The 15629-nt window shown below is 61.2% G+C and carries 13 protein-coding genes; 9 read left to right on the forward strand and 4 right to left on the reverse strand.

Annotation, left to right across the window (positions count from 1 at the left end; all coding sequences use genetic code 11):
• Positions 1–22 precede the first annotated feature (22 nt).
• From amn to AC3IP0_RS24885, 3 genes are all read right to left on the reverse strand, one after another.
• Positions 23–1522: an AMP nucleosidase gene (gene amn / locus AC3IP0_RS24875; RefSeq protein ID WP_489326134.1), complete on the reverse strand. Its 1500-nt coding sequence runs from the start codon at positions 1520–1522 to the stop codon at positions 23–25.
• Positions 1523–1639: 117 nt separating this feature from the next.
• Positions 1640–3289, reverse strand: coding sequence for an acyl-CoA dehydrogenase family protein (locus AC3IP0_RS24880; protein WP_489317345.1), 1650 nt, complete (start codon positions 3287–3289; stop codon positions 1640–1642).
• Positions 3290–3363: 74 nt separating this feature from the next.
• A complete protein-coding gene (locus AC3IP0_RS24885) occupies positions 3364–5748 on the reverse strand; it encodes a 7TM diverse intracellular signaling domain-containing protein (protein ID WP_489317346.1) in 2385 nt (794 codons plus the stop codon).
• A 304-nt stretch (positions 5749–6052) separates the two neighbouring features.
• Between AC3IP0_RS24885 and AC3IP0_RS24890 the strand changes: the two genes are divergently transcribed.
• The 4 genes from AC3IP0_RS24890 to AC3IP0_RS24905 all read left to right on the forward strand — a co-directional run bounded on the left by AC3IP0_RS24890 (position 6053) and on the right by AC3IP0_RS24905 (position 9599).
• Positions 6053–6850 (forward strand): hydroxymethylpyrimidine/phosphomethylpyrimidine kinase, encoded by a 798-nt coding sequence (locus AC3IP0_RS24890; RefSeq protein ID WP_489326136.1) that lies wholly within the window; start codon positions 6053–6055, stop codon positions 6848–6850.
• Between the two features lie 30 nt (positions 6851–6880).
• Positions 6881–7504 carry a thiamine phosphate synthase gene (gene thiE / locus AC3IP0_RS24895; RefSeq protein ID WP_150726971.1) on the forward strand — a complete coding sequence of 208 codons (624 nt, stop codon included), beginning with the start codon at positions 6881–6883 and terminating at the stop codon, positions 7502–7504.
• Positions 7505–7535: 31 nt separating this feature from the next.
• On the forward strand, positions 7536–8819 hold the full coding sequence (hemL, locus tag AC3IP0_RS24900; RefSeq protein WP_489317347.1) for a glutamate-1-semialdehyde 2,1-aminomutase: 1284 nt from the start codon (positions 7536–7538) through the stop codon (positions 8817–8819).
• Between the two features lie 225 nt (positions 8820–9044).
• The gene (locus AC3IP0_RS24905) at positions 9045–9599 is read left to right on the forward strand and encodes a tetratricopeptide repeat protein (RefSeq protein WP_057713169.1); all 555 of its coding nucleotides are present in this window, start codon (positions 9045–9047) and stop codon (positions 9597–9599) included.
• A 154-nt stretch (positions 9600–9753) separates the two neighbouring features.
• Here the strand turns inward: AC3IP0_RS24905 and AC3IP0_RS24910 are convergent, their stop codons facing one another.
• The gene (locus AC3IP0_RS24910; RefSeq protein WP_008052403.1) at positions 9754–10083 is read right to left on the reverse strand and encodes a DUF1820 family protein; all 330 of its coding nucleotides are present in this window, start codon (positions 10081–10083) and stop codon (positions 9754–9756) included.
• Between the two features lie 136 nt (positions 10084–10219).
• Between AC3IP0_RS24910 and miaB the strand changes: the two genes are divergently transcribed.
• From miaB to lnt, 5 genes are all read left to right on the forward strand, one after another.
• Entirely contained in the window at positions 10220–11548 is a 1329-nt protein-coding gene (gene miaB / locus AC3IP0_RS24915) for a tRNA (N6-isopentenyl adenosine(37)-C2)-methylthiotransferase MiaB (RefSeq protein WP_489317348.1), read from the forward strand.
• A 203-nt stretch (positions 11549–11751) separates the two neighbouring features.
• Positions 11752–12759, forward strand: a complete 1008-nt coding sequence (locus AC3IP0_RS24920) for a PhoH family protein (protein WP_008022966.1) — start codon at positions 11752–11754, stop codon at positions 12757–12759.
• On the forward strand, positions 12752–13246 hold the full coding sequence (gene ybeY / locus AC3IP0_RS24925; protein ID WP_489317349.1) for an rRNA maturation RNase YbeY: 495 nt from the start codon (positions 12752–12754) through the stop codon (positions 13244–13246). The genes AC3IP0_RS24920 and ybeY overlap by 8 nt, the downstream gene beginning before the upstream one ends.
• Positions 13247–13251: 5 nt before the next feature.
• Positions 13252–14091, forward strand: coding sequence for a CorC family transporter (locus tag AC3IP0_RS24930; protein ID WP_027924283.1), 840 nt, complete (start codon positions 13252–13254; stop codon positions 14089–14091).
• A gap of 8 nt (positions 14092–14099) precedes the next feature.
• Complete coding sequence (gene lnt, locus AC3IP0_RS24935; protein ID WP_489326138.1) at positions 14100–15623, forward strand: apolipoprotein N-acyltransferase; 1524 nt, start codon at positions 14100–14102, stop codon at positions 15621–15623.
• Positions 15624–15629: the final 6 nt, after the last annotated feature.

Genomic DNA, 15629 nt, shown 5'->3' on the forward strand with positions numbered 1-15629 from the left:
CGCCAAATGACCATGAGAACAATCAGCGGAACGGCGGCTCGTCGAAACTGCGCAGTTTGCGCGAGTGCAGCGAGTTGAGTTCGGTGCGCAACAGATCCACCGCCTCGATACCGATCTTCAGGTGCTGGCTGACCGCGCGTTCATAGAAGGCGTTGGCCGAGCCCGGCAACTTGATTTCGCTGTGTAGTGGCTTGTCCGAGACGCACAGCAATGTGCCGTACGGCACCCGCAAACGATAACCTTGCGCTGCGATGGTGCCGCTTTCCATGTCCACCGCCACGGCGCGGGACAGGTTGATCAGCGGCCGTTCCTGCGCCCAGCGCAGTTCCCAGTTACGGTCGTCGTAGGTCAGCACGGTGCCGGTACGCAGGCGCTTCTTCAGTTCGTCGCCCTTCTCGCCGGTGACGTTGGCCGCCGCTTGCTGAAGCGCGAGTTGCACTTCGGCCAACGCCGGAATCGGAATGTTCGGCGGCACCACCCGGTCGAGAATCCCGTCGCGACGCATGTAGGCGTGGGCCAGCACGTAGTCGCCAATGGTCTGCGACTGACGCAGACCGCCGCAGTGGCCGATCATCAGCCAGCAATGCGGACGCAGCACGGCCAGGTGGTCGGTGATGTTCTTGGCGTTGGACGGGCCAACACCGATGTTAACCAAGGTCACGCCGTGACCATCGCTGGCGATCAGGTGATAGGCCGGCATCTGGTAGCGGTGCCAGACCACCCCGGCGGCAATCGCCGAGGCTTCGCCGTGGTCCATGCTTTTTTCGATGATCACGTTGCCCGGCAGCACCATGCGCACGAAACGCGGGTCTGTGCGCAGTTGTTCCAGGCCATGGACGATGAACTGGTCGACGTAGCGGTGATAGTTGGTCAGCAAAATCCACGGCTGCACATGCCGCCAGTCGCTGCCGGTGTAATGCACCAGTCGGCGCAGGGAGAAATCCACCCGGGCGGCATCGAACAGCGCCAGGGGCAGCGGATCGGTGTTTTCCCAATCGTACAATCCATCGGCAATGCCGTCTGTCGCCGCCGACAGGTCGGTACTCGGAAACACCCGCGCCAGCACGGCGGCGGTGACACCGGAACCTGCCAGCTCATCGCCCTGCTCGACCACGTACGGATATGGGATGTTCTGCTGGCTGACACCGACTTCCACGGTCACGGTGAAGTCGTGCATCAGCGGAACGAGCTGTTCCAGCAGGTATTTACGGAAAGCCGACGGATGAGTGACAGTGACGCTGTAAGTGCCCGGCAACTGGACCTTGGCGTAAGCGCGAGTGGTCTGCGGGACTTCGCCCTGGCAGTGATAGGTCAGGCGCAATTCGGGATAGCGGAACATCGAGCGCTGTTCGGCATCGGGCTCGACGCGATCCTTGAGGTAGCGCTTGAGCGCCTGGCTCAGCGCGGTGGTTGCACGATTGTGCAAGAGTGCAAGCCGATCCACGGCTTGCTCGGCGGTTTGAACGACAATAAAAGCTTCGGTCACGATCAGCATCCTGTGTTCTGACTTGCAGACCTTCATCTTGCCTGCATCGTCGCTTCACGGGAACAGACAAAAAAGATCGCAGCCTGCGGCAGCTCCTACAAGGGCTCGTCGTGCACCCGTAGGAGCTGCCGAAGGCTGCGATCTTCTGACTAATCAGAAGCCTTGCGGGGTCGAGCGGGCGACAATCGCTTCCACGTCCAGCCCGCGTGGCAATGCGCCGTACACTCGGCCGCCGCCATCCAGACGACTGGCGATGAAGGCATCACTGACCACCGCATTCCCGGCTTCCAGCAACAACTTGGCCTGCAGCCCCAGAGCGATGTCTTCAGTGAGTTGCCGGGCACGGTACTGAATGTCGCTGGTGTCCTTGAAGGCTGCCTGCAATTGATTGATGTGCGCTGCCAAGCGCTTGTCGCCATGGCCATCGCCCAACTCGCTGAACAGCGCATCGAGCACGCCCGGTTCTTTCGACAGGGCACGCAGCACATCAAGGCACTGCACATTGCCGGAACCTTCCCACGTCGAATTCACCGGCGCCTCGCGGTAAAGCCGCGGCAGGATGCTGTCTTCAACATACCCAGCGCCGCCCATGCATTCGGCCGCTTCGTTGATCATGGCCGGCGCCCGCTTGCAGATCCAGTACTTGCCCACCGCCGTCACCAGCCGGGCGAACTTGGCTTCCTGCGAATTGTCCAGATGATCCAGTGCCCGGCCCATGCGCAGGCTCAAGGCCAGAGCTGCTTCGCTTTCCAGCGCCAGATCCGCCAGCACGTTCTGCATCAATGGCTGTTCGCTGAGCAGTTTGCCGCCAACCGAACGGTGAGCGCAGTGATGGCTGGCCTGGGTCAGCGCCTGGCGCATCAGCGAACTGGAACCGACCATGCAATCGAAGCGGGTCATGGCGACCATCTCGATGATCGTCGGAACGCCACGGCCCTCTTCACCGACCATCCACGCCAGTGCGCCACGGAACTCCACTTCGCTGGAGGCGTTGGAGCAATTGCCGAGCTTGTTCTTCAGGCGCTGGATGTAGAACTGATTGCGCGTGTCGTCCGGACGATGGCGCGGCAGCAGGAAACAGGTCAGGCCCTTGTCGGTCTGCGCCAGGGTCAGGAAGGCGTCGCACATCGGCGCCGAGCAGAACCACTTGTGCCCCACCAGTTCATAGGCCTGGCCCGGACCGCTGGCACCGACCGGATACGCCTTGGTGGTATTGGCCCGCACATCGGTGCCGCCCTGCTTCTCGGTCATGGCCATGCCGATGGTGACCCCGGCCTTGTGGGCCATGCCGACGTTGCGCGGGTCGTATTCGGTGGCGAGGATTTTCGGCAGCCACTTTTCCGCCAGGTCCGGTTGCAGGCGCATGGCCGGAACGCTGGCGAAGGTCATGGTCAGCGGGCAGCCGCTGCCGGCCTCGGCCTGGCTGTGCAAGTAAGTCATGGAAGCGCGGGCCACGTGGGCGCCGGACTGCGGATGAGCCCAGGGCAATGAGGTCAAGCCATGCTCAACCGCCGTGCGCATCAATTGGTGATAGGCCGGGTGAAATTCCACCAGGTCGATGCGATGACCAAACCGGTCATGGCTGTTGAACACCGGCTTGTTCTGATTGGCCAGGAACCCGGCTTCCATCAACGGGCCACCGGCCAGCGCGCCGTAGGCGTCGATCCGCGATTCGGCCCAACCGGCCCCGAACCGCCGCGACCATTCCTGCAACGGCAAGTCGATGCGGTACAGGTTGGCGCCGTCCAGTGACGGTGGCTGGTTGGTGACTTCGTGGGTTTCGGCGAACTGATGCAGGTTCATGACAGGGCTCCTTTGGTCGGCCAAGGGACTTCAGTTAAGCACCGCCCCTCGGCCGATCAAAGTGTCATATCCGCCTAACTGCCGGCGCTTTCGCCCTGTTGCGAACAAAGCACGCGGCGGTAGAGGGCGGCCTGCAAGTCTTCGAATTTCACCGGTTTGTTCAAGTGATCAATCACCGCGCCGGTCGGGCAGCGTTCACGGTCACCGCTCAGGGCGATCAAGAACAACGGCAGTTCGGCATAACCGGGTAACGCGCGGATCCGGCAGCACACCGACTCACCGTCCAGCAGCGGCAACTGACAATCGACCAGCACCGCGTCAAACACTTCGCGCCGCAAGAGATCGAGCGCGGCATCGACGCTATCGGCCGTACGTACGCGAAAGCCCAGCTTGAGCAACATGCCGCGCATCACCAACTGGCTGATGCCGCTGTCATCCACCAACAGCACGGCACAATCCTGAGGCAAGCGCAGGCGCGGAAAATCCCGGGTCATCAACGGCGTCACCGGACGCTCTACCACCGGCAACCCGACTTCCACATCCAGCTGAAACCGGCTGCCGCGTCCTGGCTCGGAGCGATGGGTCAGGCGCCCGCCGAGCAATTCGACCAACTGTCGGCAAATCGCCAGGCCAACCCCCAGTCCACCGTATTCACGGGTCATCGAGCCGTCGAGCTGGAAGAACCGTTGATACATCGTGGCCTCGCCCAAATCGGTGAAACCAATGCCCGTGTCGATCACCGCAAAGGTCAAGGCCAGCCTGTCGGGCTCGATGGTCTTGCCGGTCACCCGCAGGGCCAGGCCGCCGACCTTGGTGAACTTGATGGCGTTATCCAGCAGGCATTCCAGGCACTGCGCGATCTTGACGTTATCGCCGTGCAAGCGATCCGGCACACCTGGCGCGACATCGACCTTGAAATCCAGCGACTTGCCCGATGCGTTGCCCTCGAACTGCGTGCGCAGTGCCTCGACCACACCACGCAAGCTGAAGGTGTCGGCCGAGGCCTTGAGTTTGCCGGCCTGCAATTCGGTGAGGGTGAGGATGCCGTTGACCATGCGCATCATGTCCCGCGCCGACCCCGAAGCCGTCTGCTGGTACTGCTCGAGCTCCGGGTCCATCTCGACCGTCTGCATCAGTTCCAGTGAACCGATCACACCGTTCATGGGCGTGCGCAATTCGTGGGTCAGGGTGGCAAGGAACTCGTCCTTGAGCTTGTTACTGCGGGCCAGTTGCTGGTTGAGGACTTCAAGCTTCTGGCTGGCGTCGAACAGGGTCTGAGCCTGCTGCTCGCGCATGGCGTTGATGCGGTCGGCCAGCGCCAGGGACAGCAGCGCCACTTCGATGGCCGAGCCGATCTGGCTGGAATACATGGTCAGGAACACATTCGGCAGATAGCCCAGCACCATCAGCGTATTGACGACGCCGCCGAGCAAAAACGCCGACCAGGCAATGATGAAATACCGCGCCACCCGCAGCCCCCGCAGCCAGGCAAAGATCCCGGCGGCAAAAATCACCACGGTGAACGTCAGCGCCAGGGCCGTGGCCAAGCGCAGGGCCAGGGCGTAGCTGGTCATCAATGACAGGCCGACCACCAGCGCACTGAAAGCAACCAGCGCCAGCAACAAGCGGTCGAGCCAGCGACTGTGAGTGGCCATTTGCAGGAAACTGCGGGCGAACTGACTGCCGAACAGCCCCGCACAACCGATGAAAAACGGCGTAGCGGCGTTGGCCCACCATGGATTGTCCGGCCAGAAATACTGCACAGCCGCACCGTTTACCGACAGCTGATACAAGCCGAACGAGGCGATGTAGAAGATGTAGTAGAGGTAACTGGTGTCGCGCACGCTGAGGTAGATGAACAGGTTGTAGACCAGCATCCCCAGCAGCACACCGTAGATCAGCCCCAGTACGTAGAGGCGCACGGGCTGCTCTTCGAGATAGGCTGTGCTCGACCACAAGGTGACCGGCGCCTGGATTGAGCCTTCGCTTTGCAAGCGCATGAATACGGTTTCGGCCTGGTCCGGTTTGAAGGTCAGGTCGAACAGATAGTTGTTCTGACGAATCTCGCGGCTGGCGAAGGGCAAGGCATCGCCGGTCTGCCTGACCAACTGATAGTTGCCGGCCGCATCGGGCAAATAGAGATCGAGATGATCGAGGGGCGGATAGGCCAGTTCCAGCAGCCAGGTCCTTTGCGCCGTCGGGTTGGCCGGACGGTAATGCAGGTCGATTTTCAGCCAGAACACCGAACGCGAGTACCCGGCGTTGAGCGTGTCCTTGTGGTGCGGTTTGAAGTTGCCGGCCGCCGCTTGCGCACGGATATCCGCGATGGTCGCCTGACCACCTGCGTCCTCATAGACCTGCAGGGTTCGGCCCAAGGGGAGGCTTTGAGTGAACTCATCGAACTCGACGGCGTTTGCCAGGAGGGGCAAACACAACAGCAACATCAGCAAATAGCGCATTGAAGCCCCAGCGTGGCCTGTCCGGTTCTGTCAGGAAGCCCCCCATTCCTTTTGAGCAGACGTAAAACCGGCATCACCTGTTATTGGTTTGGATCCACTCTAGCATAGCCGTTGATGGCCATTAAACACCATTGAAATTTTTCCTGAAAAGGCTCTAGAACGGGCGTTTCAGCGATACTGCTAAACGATTATCAAAGGCAGACAAATCGCTGTGGCGAGGGGGCAAGCCCCCTCACCACAATGTATCGACCAAACACACCGCCACAACACCCGAAAAACAGGTTTGGTGGTAAGCTCGCGCACCATGAATATCTACAGCTCTCGCCCCGTTGTCCTCTGTCTCTCCGGCCACGACCCAAGTGGTGGCGCCGGCTTGCAGGCAGATATCGAAGCTCTGCTCGCTCAGGGTTGCCATGCGGCTCCGGCCGTCACCGCCCTGACCGTGCAAGACACCGTCAATGTCACTGACTTCCGCGTCCTGGACCGTGAGTGGGTACTGGCCCAGGCCAATGCCGTGCTCAACGACTCCGAAGTCGCCGCGGTCAAACTGGGCATGCTCGGTTCCCTGGAAATGGTCGACACCGTGGTCGAACTGCTTTCGGCGCACCCGCACTTGCCAGTGGTCTGCGACCCGGTGCTGCGCGCCGGCGGCGGCGGACGCCTGGGCAAGGACGAAGTCGGCTACGCCATGCGCGAACGCCTGCTGCCCTTGTCGATCATTGCCACCCCCAACCTTCCCGAAGCCCGCATCCTCGCCGAACTGCCCGAAGGCACTGCGGACGAGTGCGCTGAAAAACTCCTGCCGTTCGTCAAACACCTGCTGATCACCGGCGGCCATGGCGACGAAACCGAAATCCACAATCGCCTGTACAGCCGCGATGGCCTGCACGAAACCTATACCTGCCAGCGCTTGCCGGGCAGTTATCACGGTTCCGGTTGCACCCTGGCCAGTGCCCTGGCCGGTCGTCTGGCCCAGGGCGAAAACCTCGCCAGTGCCGTGCAGACCGCGCTTAACTACACATGGCGCACCCTGCGTGATGCCGAGCAACTGGGCAAAGGCCAGTTCGTGCCGCGCCGCTTGCCACTGGATTTCTGTTCGTAACTTCTATTTGTATGCGGTGAGGCTTGTCCGATGAAACTACGTGGCCTGTACGCCATTACCGACAGCCATTTGCTGGACGGTAAGTTGCTCAAGTACGTGGAGGCGGCGCTGGAAGGCGGCGTCACCTTGCTGCAATACCGCGACAAGAGCAGCGACGAGGCCCGCCGCCTGCGTGAGGCCGAAGCCTTGCGCGGGCTGTGCGAACGCTACAAGACGCAGCTGATCATCAACGACGACGCCGAGTTGGCGGCACGCCTGAACGTGGGCGTGCACCTGGGCCAGACCGACGGCCCGCTGACTCCGGCCCGTGCACTGCTCGGGCGCCAGGCGATCATCGGTTCGACCTGCCACGCGCAGCTCGAACTGGCCGAACAGGCGGCTAAAGAAGGTGCCAGCTATGTCGCCTTCGGCCGCTTCTTCAATTCGAACACCAAGCCCGGTGCCCCGACCTGCAGCCTCGATTTGCTCGACCAGGCCCGCAAGCAGTTGCACTTGCCAATCTGCGCGATCGGCGGCATCACTCTGGATAATGCCGCCCCACTGGTGGCCCATGGCGTCGATCTGCTGGCGGTGGTGCATGGCCTATTCGGTGCCGAGAGCACGGCTGAGGTGACCCGCCGCGCCCGCGCCTTCAACGAATTGTTTTCTATTTAAGTCGCTTAAAATCTGATTTGAGAGCCCGATCATGTCTCGTTCCGAAACGCTGTTTGCCAATGCCCAGAAACACATTCCCGGTGGCGTGAACTCGCCGGTTCGCGCGTTCAAGAGCGTCGGCGGCACGCCGCTGTTTTTCAAGCACGCCGAAGGCGCCTACGTCACCGACGAAGATGACAAGCGCTATGTGGATTACGTCGGTTCCTGGGGTCCGATGATTCTCGGCCACAGCCACCCGGACGTACTGGACGCGGTGCGCAAACAGCTTGAGCACGGCCTGTCCTACGGTGCCCCGACCGAGATGGAAACCCAGATGGCTGACCTGGTCTGCTCTCTGGTGCCGTCGATGGAAATGGTGCGCATGGTCAGCTCCGGCACCGAAGCGACCATGAGCGCCATTCGCCTGGCCCGTGGCTTCACTGGCCGCGACAGCATCATCAAGTTCGAAGGCTGCTACCACGGTCACTCCGACAGCCTGCTGGTCAAGGCCGGTTCCGGCGCACTGACCCAGGGCGTACCGAGTTCAGCCGGTGTACCGGCGGCATTCGCCAAACACACCCTGACCCTGCCGTTCAACGACATCGACGCGGTAGAAACCATGCTCGCCGAAGTCGGCCAGGACGTGGCCTGCATCATCGTCGAGCCAGTGGCCGGCAACATGAACTGCGTACCGCCGGCACCGGGTTTCCTCGAAGGCCTGCGGACCCTGTGCGACAAGCATGGCGTGGTGCTGATTTTCGACGAAGTGATGACCGGTTTCCGTGTCGCCCTCGGCGGTGCCCAGGCGTACTACGGCGTGACGCCGGACCTGACCACCTTCGGCAAGATCATCGGTGGCGGCATGCCGGTCGGCTGCTTCGGCGGCAAGCGCGAAATCATGCAGCGCATCGCCCCGCTGGGCCCGGTCTACCAGGCCGGTACGCTGTCCGGTAACCCGCTGGCGATGGCCGCCGGCCTGACCACCCTGCGTCTGATCAGCCGCCCGGGCTTCCACGCCGAGTTGACCGATTACACCACTCGCCTGCTCGACGGCCTGCAACAGCGCGCCGATGCGGCCGGCATTCCGTTCGTGACAACGCAGGCCGGCGGCATGTTCGGCCTGTACTTCAGCAGTGCCGACAATATCGTCACCTTCGATGACGTCATGGCCAGCGACGCAGCCCTGTTCGGCCGCTTCTTCCACCTGATGCTCGAAGGTGGCGTGTACCTGGCACCGAGCGCATTCGAAGCCGGTTTCACTTCGATCGCCCACGGCGAAGCTGAACTGAAGCTGACCCTGGACGCCGCCGAGCGCGCCTTCGCGGCCTTGAAGTAACGCTCAAAAGCTGACGTTGGCCCTTGCCAGCGTCAGCTTTCGCCTGCATTCCCAGGTTTTTTCCTGCTCGTCTGCTGATAATCCCCCGCAAAGTGGGCGATAAATTTCCCGCGCAGCAGAAAAACGAGTAAAGACTTTGTAAGGTTGGCCCTGCTTATTTCATAATGCGCGCTTATTGGATCCCCTCGATGGGTCCGCGCGCCCTTCAGAGGTAAGTCGATTCCCATGAACCGCACCGGCCGCACCCTTGCACTGGGCTGCCTGTTGCTTCTTCAGCCCCTGCTCGCGCACGCACAAGCAGGCGGCAACTCGTTGTTAATCCCAGCGATGGGTCGCTGCACCCTCAATACCCAGCCGCAAGACCTGGAACAGGCGCTCGCCGCCTGCCAGAAAGCGTCGGAAGAAGGGGATGCGCAAGCGCAATACGAGTTGGGTGAGTTCTACTACGAAGGCAAAAACACGCCGCGCGACCTCAATCAAGCCCTGAGCTATTTCGAAAAAGCCTCGTTGCAAGGCCACGCCCAGGCACAATTCAAACTCGGCACAATGTTCTTCCACGGCGAAGGCGTGCCGGCCAATAACGTTCAGGCGTACATCCTGCTGAAGATGGCGGCGGTCAACGGCGCCGAAGAGGCCCTGGACACCGCCGACGAAGTCACCGAAAAGATGCCCCGCGAAGAACTGGAGCTTGCGACCCAGGTGCTTGGGCAAATCTTCCGTAAATATTTGATGGAATTGCAGAGCGCTGACGGGCGTACGCCTTTCGCGCCTCTACCCTGATTTCTGCTGTGTTCTGACTTCCCCAATCGCGAGCAAGCTCGCTCCCACAGTTGATCTCTGGCGCTCACAAAACCTGTGTGCGGCGCAATTCCCTGTGGGAGCGAGCTTGCTCCGGGCGGCGTTCCGACGATTGGGGGCAACTCGATACTGAAACTTACTTCTCAGGCATCGGCATCGGAAACGGCATGACATTGCCGACCGCGCCACGGGCTTCGCTGATTTTCGGTGTTCCCATACGCTCGACTTCGTCGATACGCACGATCGAATGCATCGGCACAAAACTGCGCACCACGCCTTCGAACTGAGCCTTGAGCTTTTCTTCGCTCGGGTCGACGACCACTTGCGTGCGCTCGCCAAAGACGAACTCTTCCACTTCCAGAAACCCCCACAGATCACTTTGATAGATCTGCTTGGCGTACATTTCGAACACCTGGCCCTGGTTGAGGAAAATCACCTTGTAGATTGGAGCTTCACGTTTGGTCATGGCAGGCGAGCAACACATCGGGGGATAAAAATGAGGGCGCGAACTATAGCATAGCCATTGGACGCGCAGCGGTAGGAACCTGGGTACATGTTCCCTATAATGCGCGGTTCTTTGAATCACGTGATGACTCTATTCCATGGCCAAGAAGCTTTACATCGAAACCCACGGTTGCCAGATGAACGAGTACGACAGCTCGCGCATGGTCGATCTGCTGGGCGAACATCAGGCCCTGGAAGTCACCGCCCGCGCTGAAGACGCCGACGTGATCCTGCTCAACACCTGCTCGATCCGCGAACGTGCCCAGGATCGCGTCTACTCCCAGCTCGGTCGCTGGCGCGAACTGAAGCTGGCCAACCCGGACATGGTGATCGCCGTCGGCGGTTGCGTGGCCAGCCAGGAAGGCGCGGCCATCCGCGATCGCGCGCCGTACGTTGACGTGGTCTTCGGCCCGCAGACCCTGCACCGCCTGCCGGAAATGATCGACGCCGCGCGCATCACCAAGCTGCCGCAAGTGGACGTCTCGTTCCCGGAAATCGAAAAATTCGACCATTTGCCCGAGCCTCGCATCGACGGCCCGAGCGCTTACGTGTCGGTGATGGAAGGTTGCAGCAAGTACTGCACGTTCTGCGTGGTGCCCTACACCCGCGGCGAAGAGGTCAGCCGGCCGTTCGACGACGTGCTTGCCGAGATCATTCACCTGGCCGAAAACGGCGTGCGCGAAGTGACGCTGCTGGGGCAGAACGTCAACGGCTATCGTGGGACTACTCATGATGGGCGCCTGGCCGACCTGGCCGAGCTGATCCGCGTGGTCGCCGCGGTAGACGGCATCGACCGCATCCGCTACACCACTTCGCACCCGCTGGAATTCTCCGACAGCCTGATCCAGGCCCACGCCGACGTGCCGGAGCTGGTCAAGCACCTGCACTTGCCGGTGCAATCGGGCTCGGACCGCATCCTCGCCGCGATGAAGCGCAACCACACCGCGCTGGAATACAAATCGAAACTGCGCAAGCTGCGCGCCGCCGTGCCGGGGATCTGCATCAGTTCGGACTTCATCGTCGGCTTCCCGGGCGAGACCGAGAAAGACTTCGAGCAAACCATGAAGCTGATTGCCGACGTCGGCTTCGACTTTTCCTACTCGTTCGTCTACAGCCAGCGCCCGGGCACTCCGGCTGCCGATCTGGCCGATGACACCCCGGAAGAACTGAAGAAAGAACGCCTGAACGCGCTGCAACATCGTTTGAATCAGCAAGGTTTCGAGATCAGCCGACAAATGGTCGGTTCGATCCAGCGGATCCTGGTGACCGATTACTCGAAAAAAGACCCGGGCGAGCTGCAAGGCCGGACCGAGAATAATCGTATCGTAAACTTCCGCTGCGACAATCCGACCCTGATCGGCCAGTTCGCGGATGTGCACATCGATGCCGCGCAGCCGCACTCGCTGCGGGGTTCGCTAGTCCAATAACACCGCATCCCCCTTGTGGGAGCGGGCTTGCTCGCGAAAGCGGTGTGTCAGTTAAATTATTGTCGACTGGCACACCCTCTTCGCGAGCAAGCTCGCTCCCACAGGGACCGCGTACGACGTTGGTTATTTAAGAGCTTTCGCGCCCACGCCACTGGCGCTATCCTTGATTCATCACTATTGCCCCAGGGCGGCTAAATACGACCTTGAACGCACCCATAGAACCACATCGTTTCATCCTCGAGCCTTTTGAAGCTCGCCGCTTCGCCAATCTGTGCGGGCAATTCGACGAGCATTTGCGCTTGATCGAACAGCGCCTGACCATCGAGATCCGCAATCGCGGAAACCAGTTCGAGTTGATCGGCGAACCCAAACACACCACCTCCGCGGAAAACCTCCTGCGCCGCCTGTACCGGGAAACCAAGGGTACCGAGCTGTCGCCGGACATGGTGCACCTGTTCCTGCAGGAATCGGCCGTCGAGCAGCTGGACAACCACTCCCCCGCCGAACCGTCCGTGGCCCTGCGCACCAAGAAAGGCATGATTCGCCCCCGCGGCTTGAATCAGCTGCGCTACGTGAAGGAAATCCTCGGTAACGACATCAACTTCGGCATCGGCCCGGCCGGTACCGGCAAGACCTACCTGGCTGTGGCCTGCGCGGTGGATGCACTGGAGCGCGAGCAGATTCGCCGCATCCTGCTGGTTCGTCCGGCGGTCGAAGCGGGTGAAAAACTCGGCTTCCTGCCCGGCGACCTGTCGCAAAAAATCGACCCGTACCTGCGCCCGCTCTACGACGCGCTCTACGAAATGCTCGGCTTCGAATACGTCGCCAAGCTGATCGAGCGCCAGGTGATCGAGGTCGCGCCACTGGCCTACATGCGCGGCCGTACGCTGAACAACAGCTTCATCATTCTCGATGAAAGCCAGAACACCACGGTCGAGCAAATGAAGATGTTCCTGACCCGGATCGGCTTCGGTTCCACGGCCGTCATCACCGGGGACATCACCCAGGTCGACCTGCCACGCGGCACCAAGTCCGGCCTGCACCATGTGATTGAAGTGCTCAAGGATGTGCCGGGGATCAGCTTCACCCATTTCCAGCCCAAGGACGTCGTGCGCCATCCGCTGGTGCAGCGCATCGTCGAAGCCTATGAGCGCTTCGAAACCAAAGCGGCCGATGATGCCGCCGCCAAGGATAGCCGCCGCGATGCTTGAGCTTGACCTGCAAATAGCCACTGAAGCCAACGCCCCCAGCGAAGCCGAGTTCCGCCAGTGGTGCGAACTGGCTTTGCGCCAGCGCACCGCCGACTCGGAGATGACCATTCGTCTGGTCGACGAGGCCGAAGGACGCGAGCTGAACCACACCTGGCGGCAAAAGGACTACGCAACTAACGTCTTGTCATTCCCGGCCGACGTGCCGGATGAGTTCCTCGACATCCCGCTGCTGGGCGATCTGGTGATCTGCGTGGCCGTGGTCGAGCGTGAAGCCGCTGAACAGGGCAAGGAACTCAAGGCCCATTGGGCACATCTGGTGATTCACGGCTGCTTGCATCTGCTTGGTTACGACCATATTGATGATGACGAAGCCGAAGAAATGGAAGCACTGGAACGAACGTTGCTTGCAGAACTGGGCTATCCCGATCCGTACGCGGACGACGAAACCGATTTATCCCCTACCGAAACAACAAAGGATTCAGAGTAATCGCTATGAGCGAAGATCGATCGAGCAACGGGCAGAAGTCATGGCTGGGTAAGCTCACCCAGGCTTTTGCCCACGAGCCGAAAAACCGCCAGGAGCTGCTGGAGCTGCTGCGCGATGCACACCAGAACAAACTGCTGGACAGCGAAGCGCTGGCCATCGTCGAAGGCGCCATCCAAGTGGCTGACTTGCAGGTCCGGGACATCATGGTCCCGCGCTCGCAGATGGTCAGCATCAAGGCGACCCAGACACCCCGCGAGTTCCTGCCCGCCGTGGTCGACTCGGCCCACTCCCGCTACCCGGTGATCGGCGAAAGCCACGATGACGTGATGGGCGTGTTGCTGGCCAAGGACTTGCTGCCGCTGATCCTCAAGGAGAACGGCGACAGCTTCAACATCAAGGACCTGCTGCGCCCGGCCACCTTCGTGCCGGAGTCCAAGCGCCTTAACGTGCTGCTGCGCGAGTTTCGCGCCAACCACAACCACATGGCCATCGTCATCGACGAGTACGGCGGCGTGGCAGGCCTGGTGACCATCGAAGACGTGCTGGAACAAATCGTCGGCGACATCGAAGACGAACACGACGTCGAAGAAGACAGCTACATCAAGCCGCTGCCCAGCGGTGATTTCCTGATCAAGGCCCTGACGCCGATCGAGAACTTCAACGAGTTCTTCGACAGCGAATTCTCCGACGACGAATTCGACACCGTTGGCGGCCTGGTGATGAGCGCGTTCGGGCATTTGCCAAAACGTAACGAAATCACTGAAATCGGCCCTTACCGTTTCCGCATCCTGAACGCCGACAGCCGTCGGATTCACTTGCTTCGCCTGACGCCTATTGCTCGCTAAGGATTGAAATGCGCTGGACAACCCGCCCCGGCTGGCCCGGTAACCTGCTGGCCGTGGCGGCCGGTGCAATCACCACACTGGCCCTGGCGCCGTTCGATATCTGGCCACTGGCATTGCTCGCCGTCGGCCTGTTCTATGCCGGCCTGCGCGAGCTGAGCCCGCGTCAGGCATTGGGTCGCGGCTGGTGTTTCGGTTTCGGCCTGTTCGGTGCCGGCACCAGCTGGATCTACTACAGCATTCACCACTTCGGCGGCGCTTCGGTATTGCTGGCCGGATTCCTGATGCTGCTCTTCACGGCGGCGATTGCCTGGTTCTTTGCCCTGCCCGCCTGGATCTGGGCGCGCTGGCTGCGCCGCAATGAAGCGCCGCTTGCCGATGCCCTGGCCTTCGCAGCGCTGTGGGTCGGCCAGGAAGCCTTCCGCGGCTGGTTCCTGACAGGTTTCCCGTGGCTGTATTCCGGTTACAGCCAGCTCGACGGCCCGCTGGCCGGGCTCGCGCCTATCGGCGGGATGTGGCTGATTTCCTTCACCCTGGCCCTGACAGCTGCGTTGATCTACAACGGCTTGCGCCTGATTCGCACGGGGCGCAAAGGCTTCATCGCTGCCGGTGCGTTGCTGCTGGTTGGCCCATGGTTGGTCGGAATGGCGCTCAAGCACCACGCCTGGACCAGCCCGTCGGGCCCGCCACTGAGCGTCGCCGCCATTCAGGGCAACATCGAACAAAGCATGAAGTGGGACCCGGCGCAGCTCAACGCGCAACTGGCGTTGTACCGCGACATGAGTTTCAACTCTAGGCGCGTCGATCTTCTCATCTGGCCGGAAACGGCGATCCCGGTGCTCAAGGAGTCCGCCGAGGGCTACCTGAACATGATGGGCAGCTTCGCGGCCGAGCGTAAATCGGCGCTGATTACCGGCGTCCCGGTCCGCATGGAGGTCCGCCACGAGAAGCGCTTCTTCAATGGCATCACCGTAGTCGGCGAAGGCGACGGCACTTACCTCAAGCAAAAACTGGTGCCGTTTGGGGAATATGTTCCGCTGGAGGATGTGCTGCGCGGGCTGATCGCCTTCTTCGACCTGCCAATGTCCGACTTCGCCCGCGGCCCGGCCGACCAGCCGCTGCTGCAGGCCAAGGGTTATCAGATCGCGCCGTACATCTGTTATGAAGTGGTTTACCCGGAATTCGCCGCCAGCCTTGCCGCCCGCAGCGACCTGTTGCTGACCATCAGCAACGACACCTGGTTCGGCACCTCCATCGGCCCGCTGCAACACCTGCAGATGGCGCAGATGCGTGCGCTGGAGGCCGGCCGCTGGATGATCCGCGCCACCAACAACGGCGTGTCCGGCCTGATCAACCCGTTCGGTCAGATTACCGATCAGATCCCGCAGTTCGAACGCGGCATCCTGTATGGCGAAGTGGTGCCGATGCACAACCTCACGCCGTATCTGGAATGGCGCTCGTGGCCATTGCTCATTCTCTGCGTGTTGTTGTTTGGCTGGGCGCTGATTGCGAGCCGAATGGCCAAGACTGTCTGAAGATTT

It is taken from the genome of Pseudomonas sp. GL_103 (assembly GCF_057835175.1).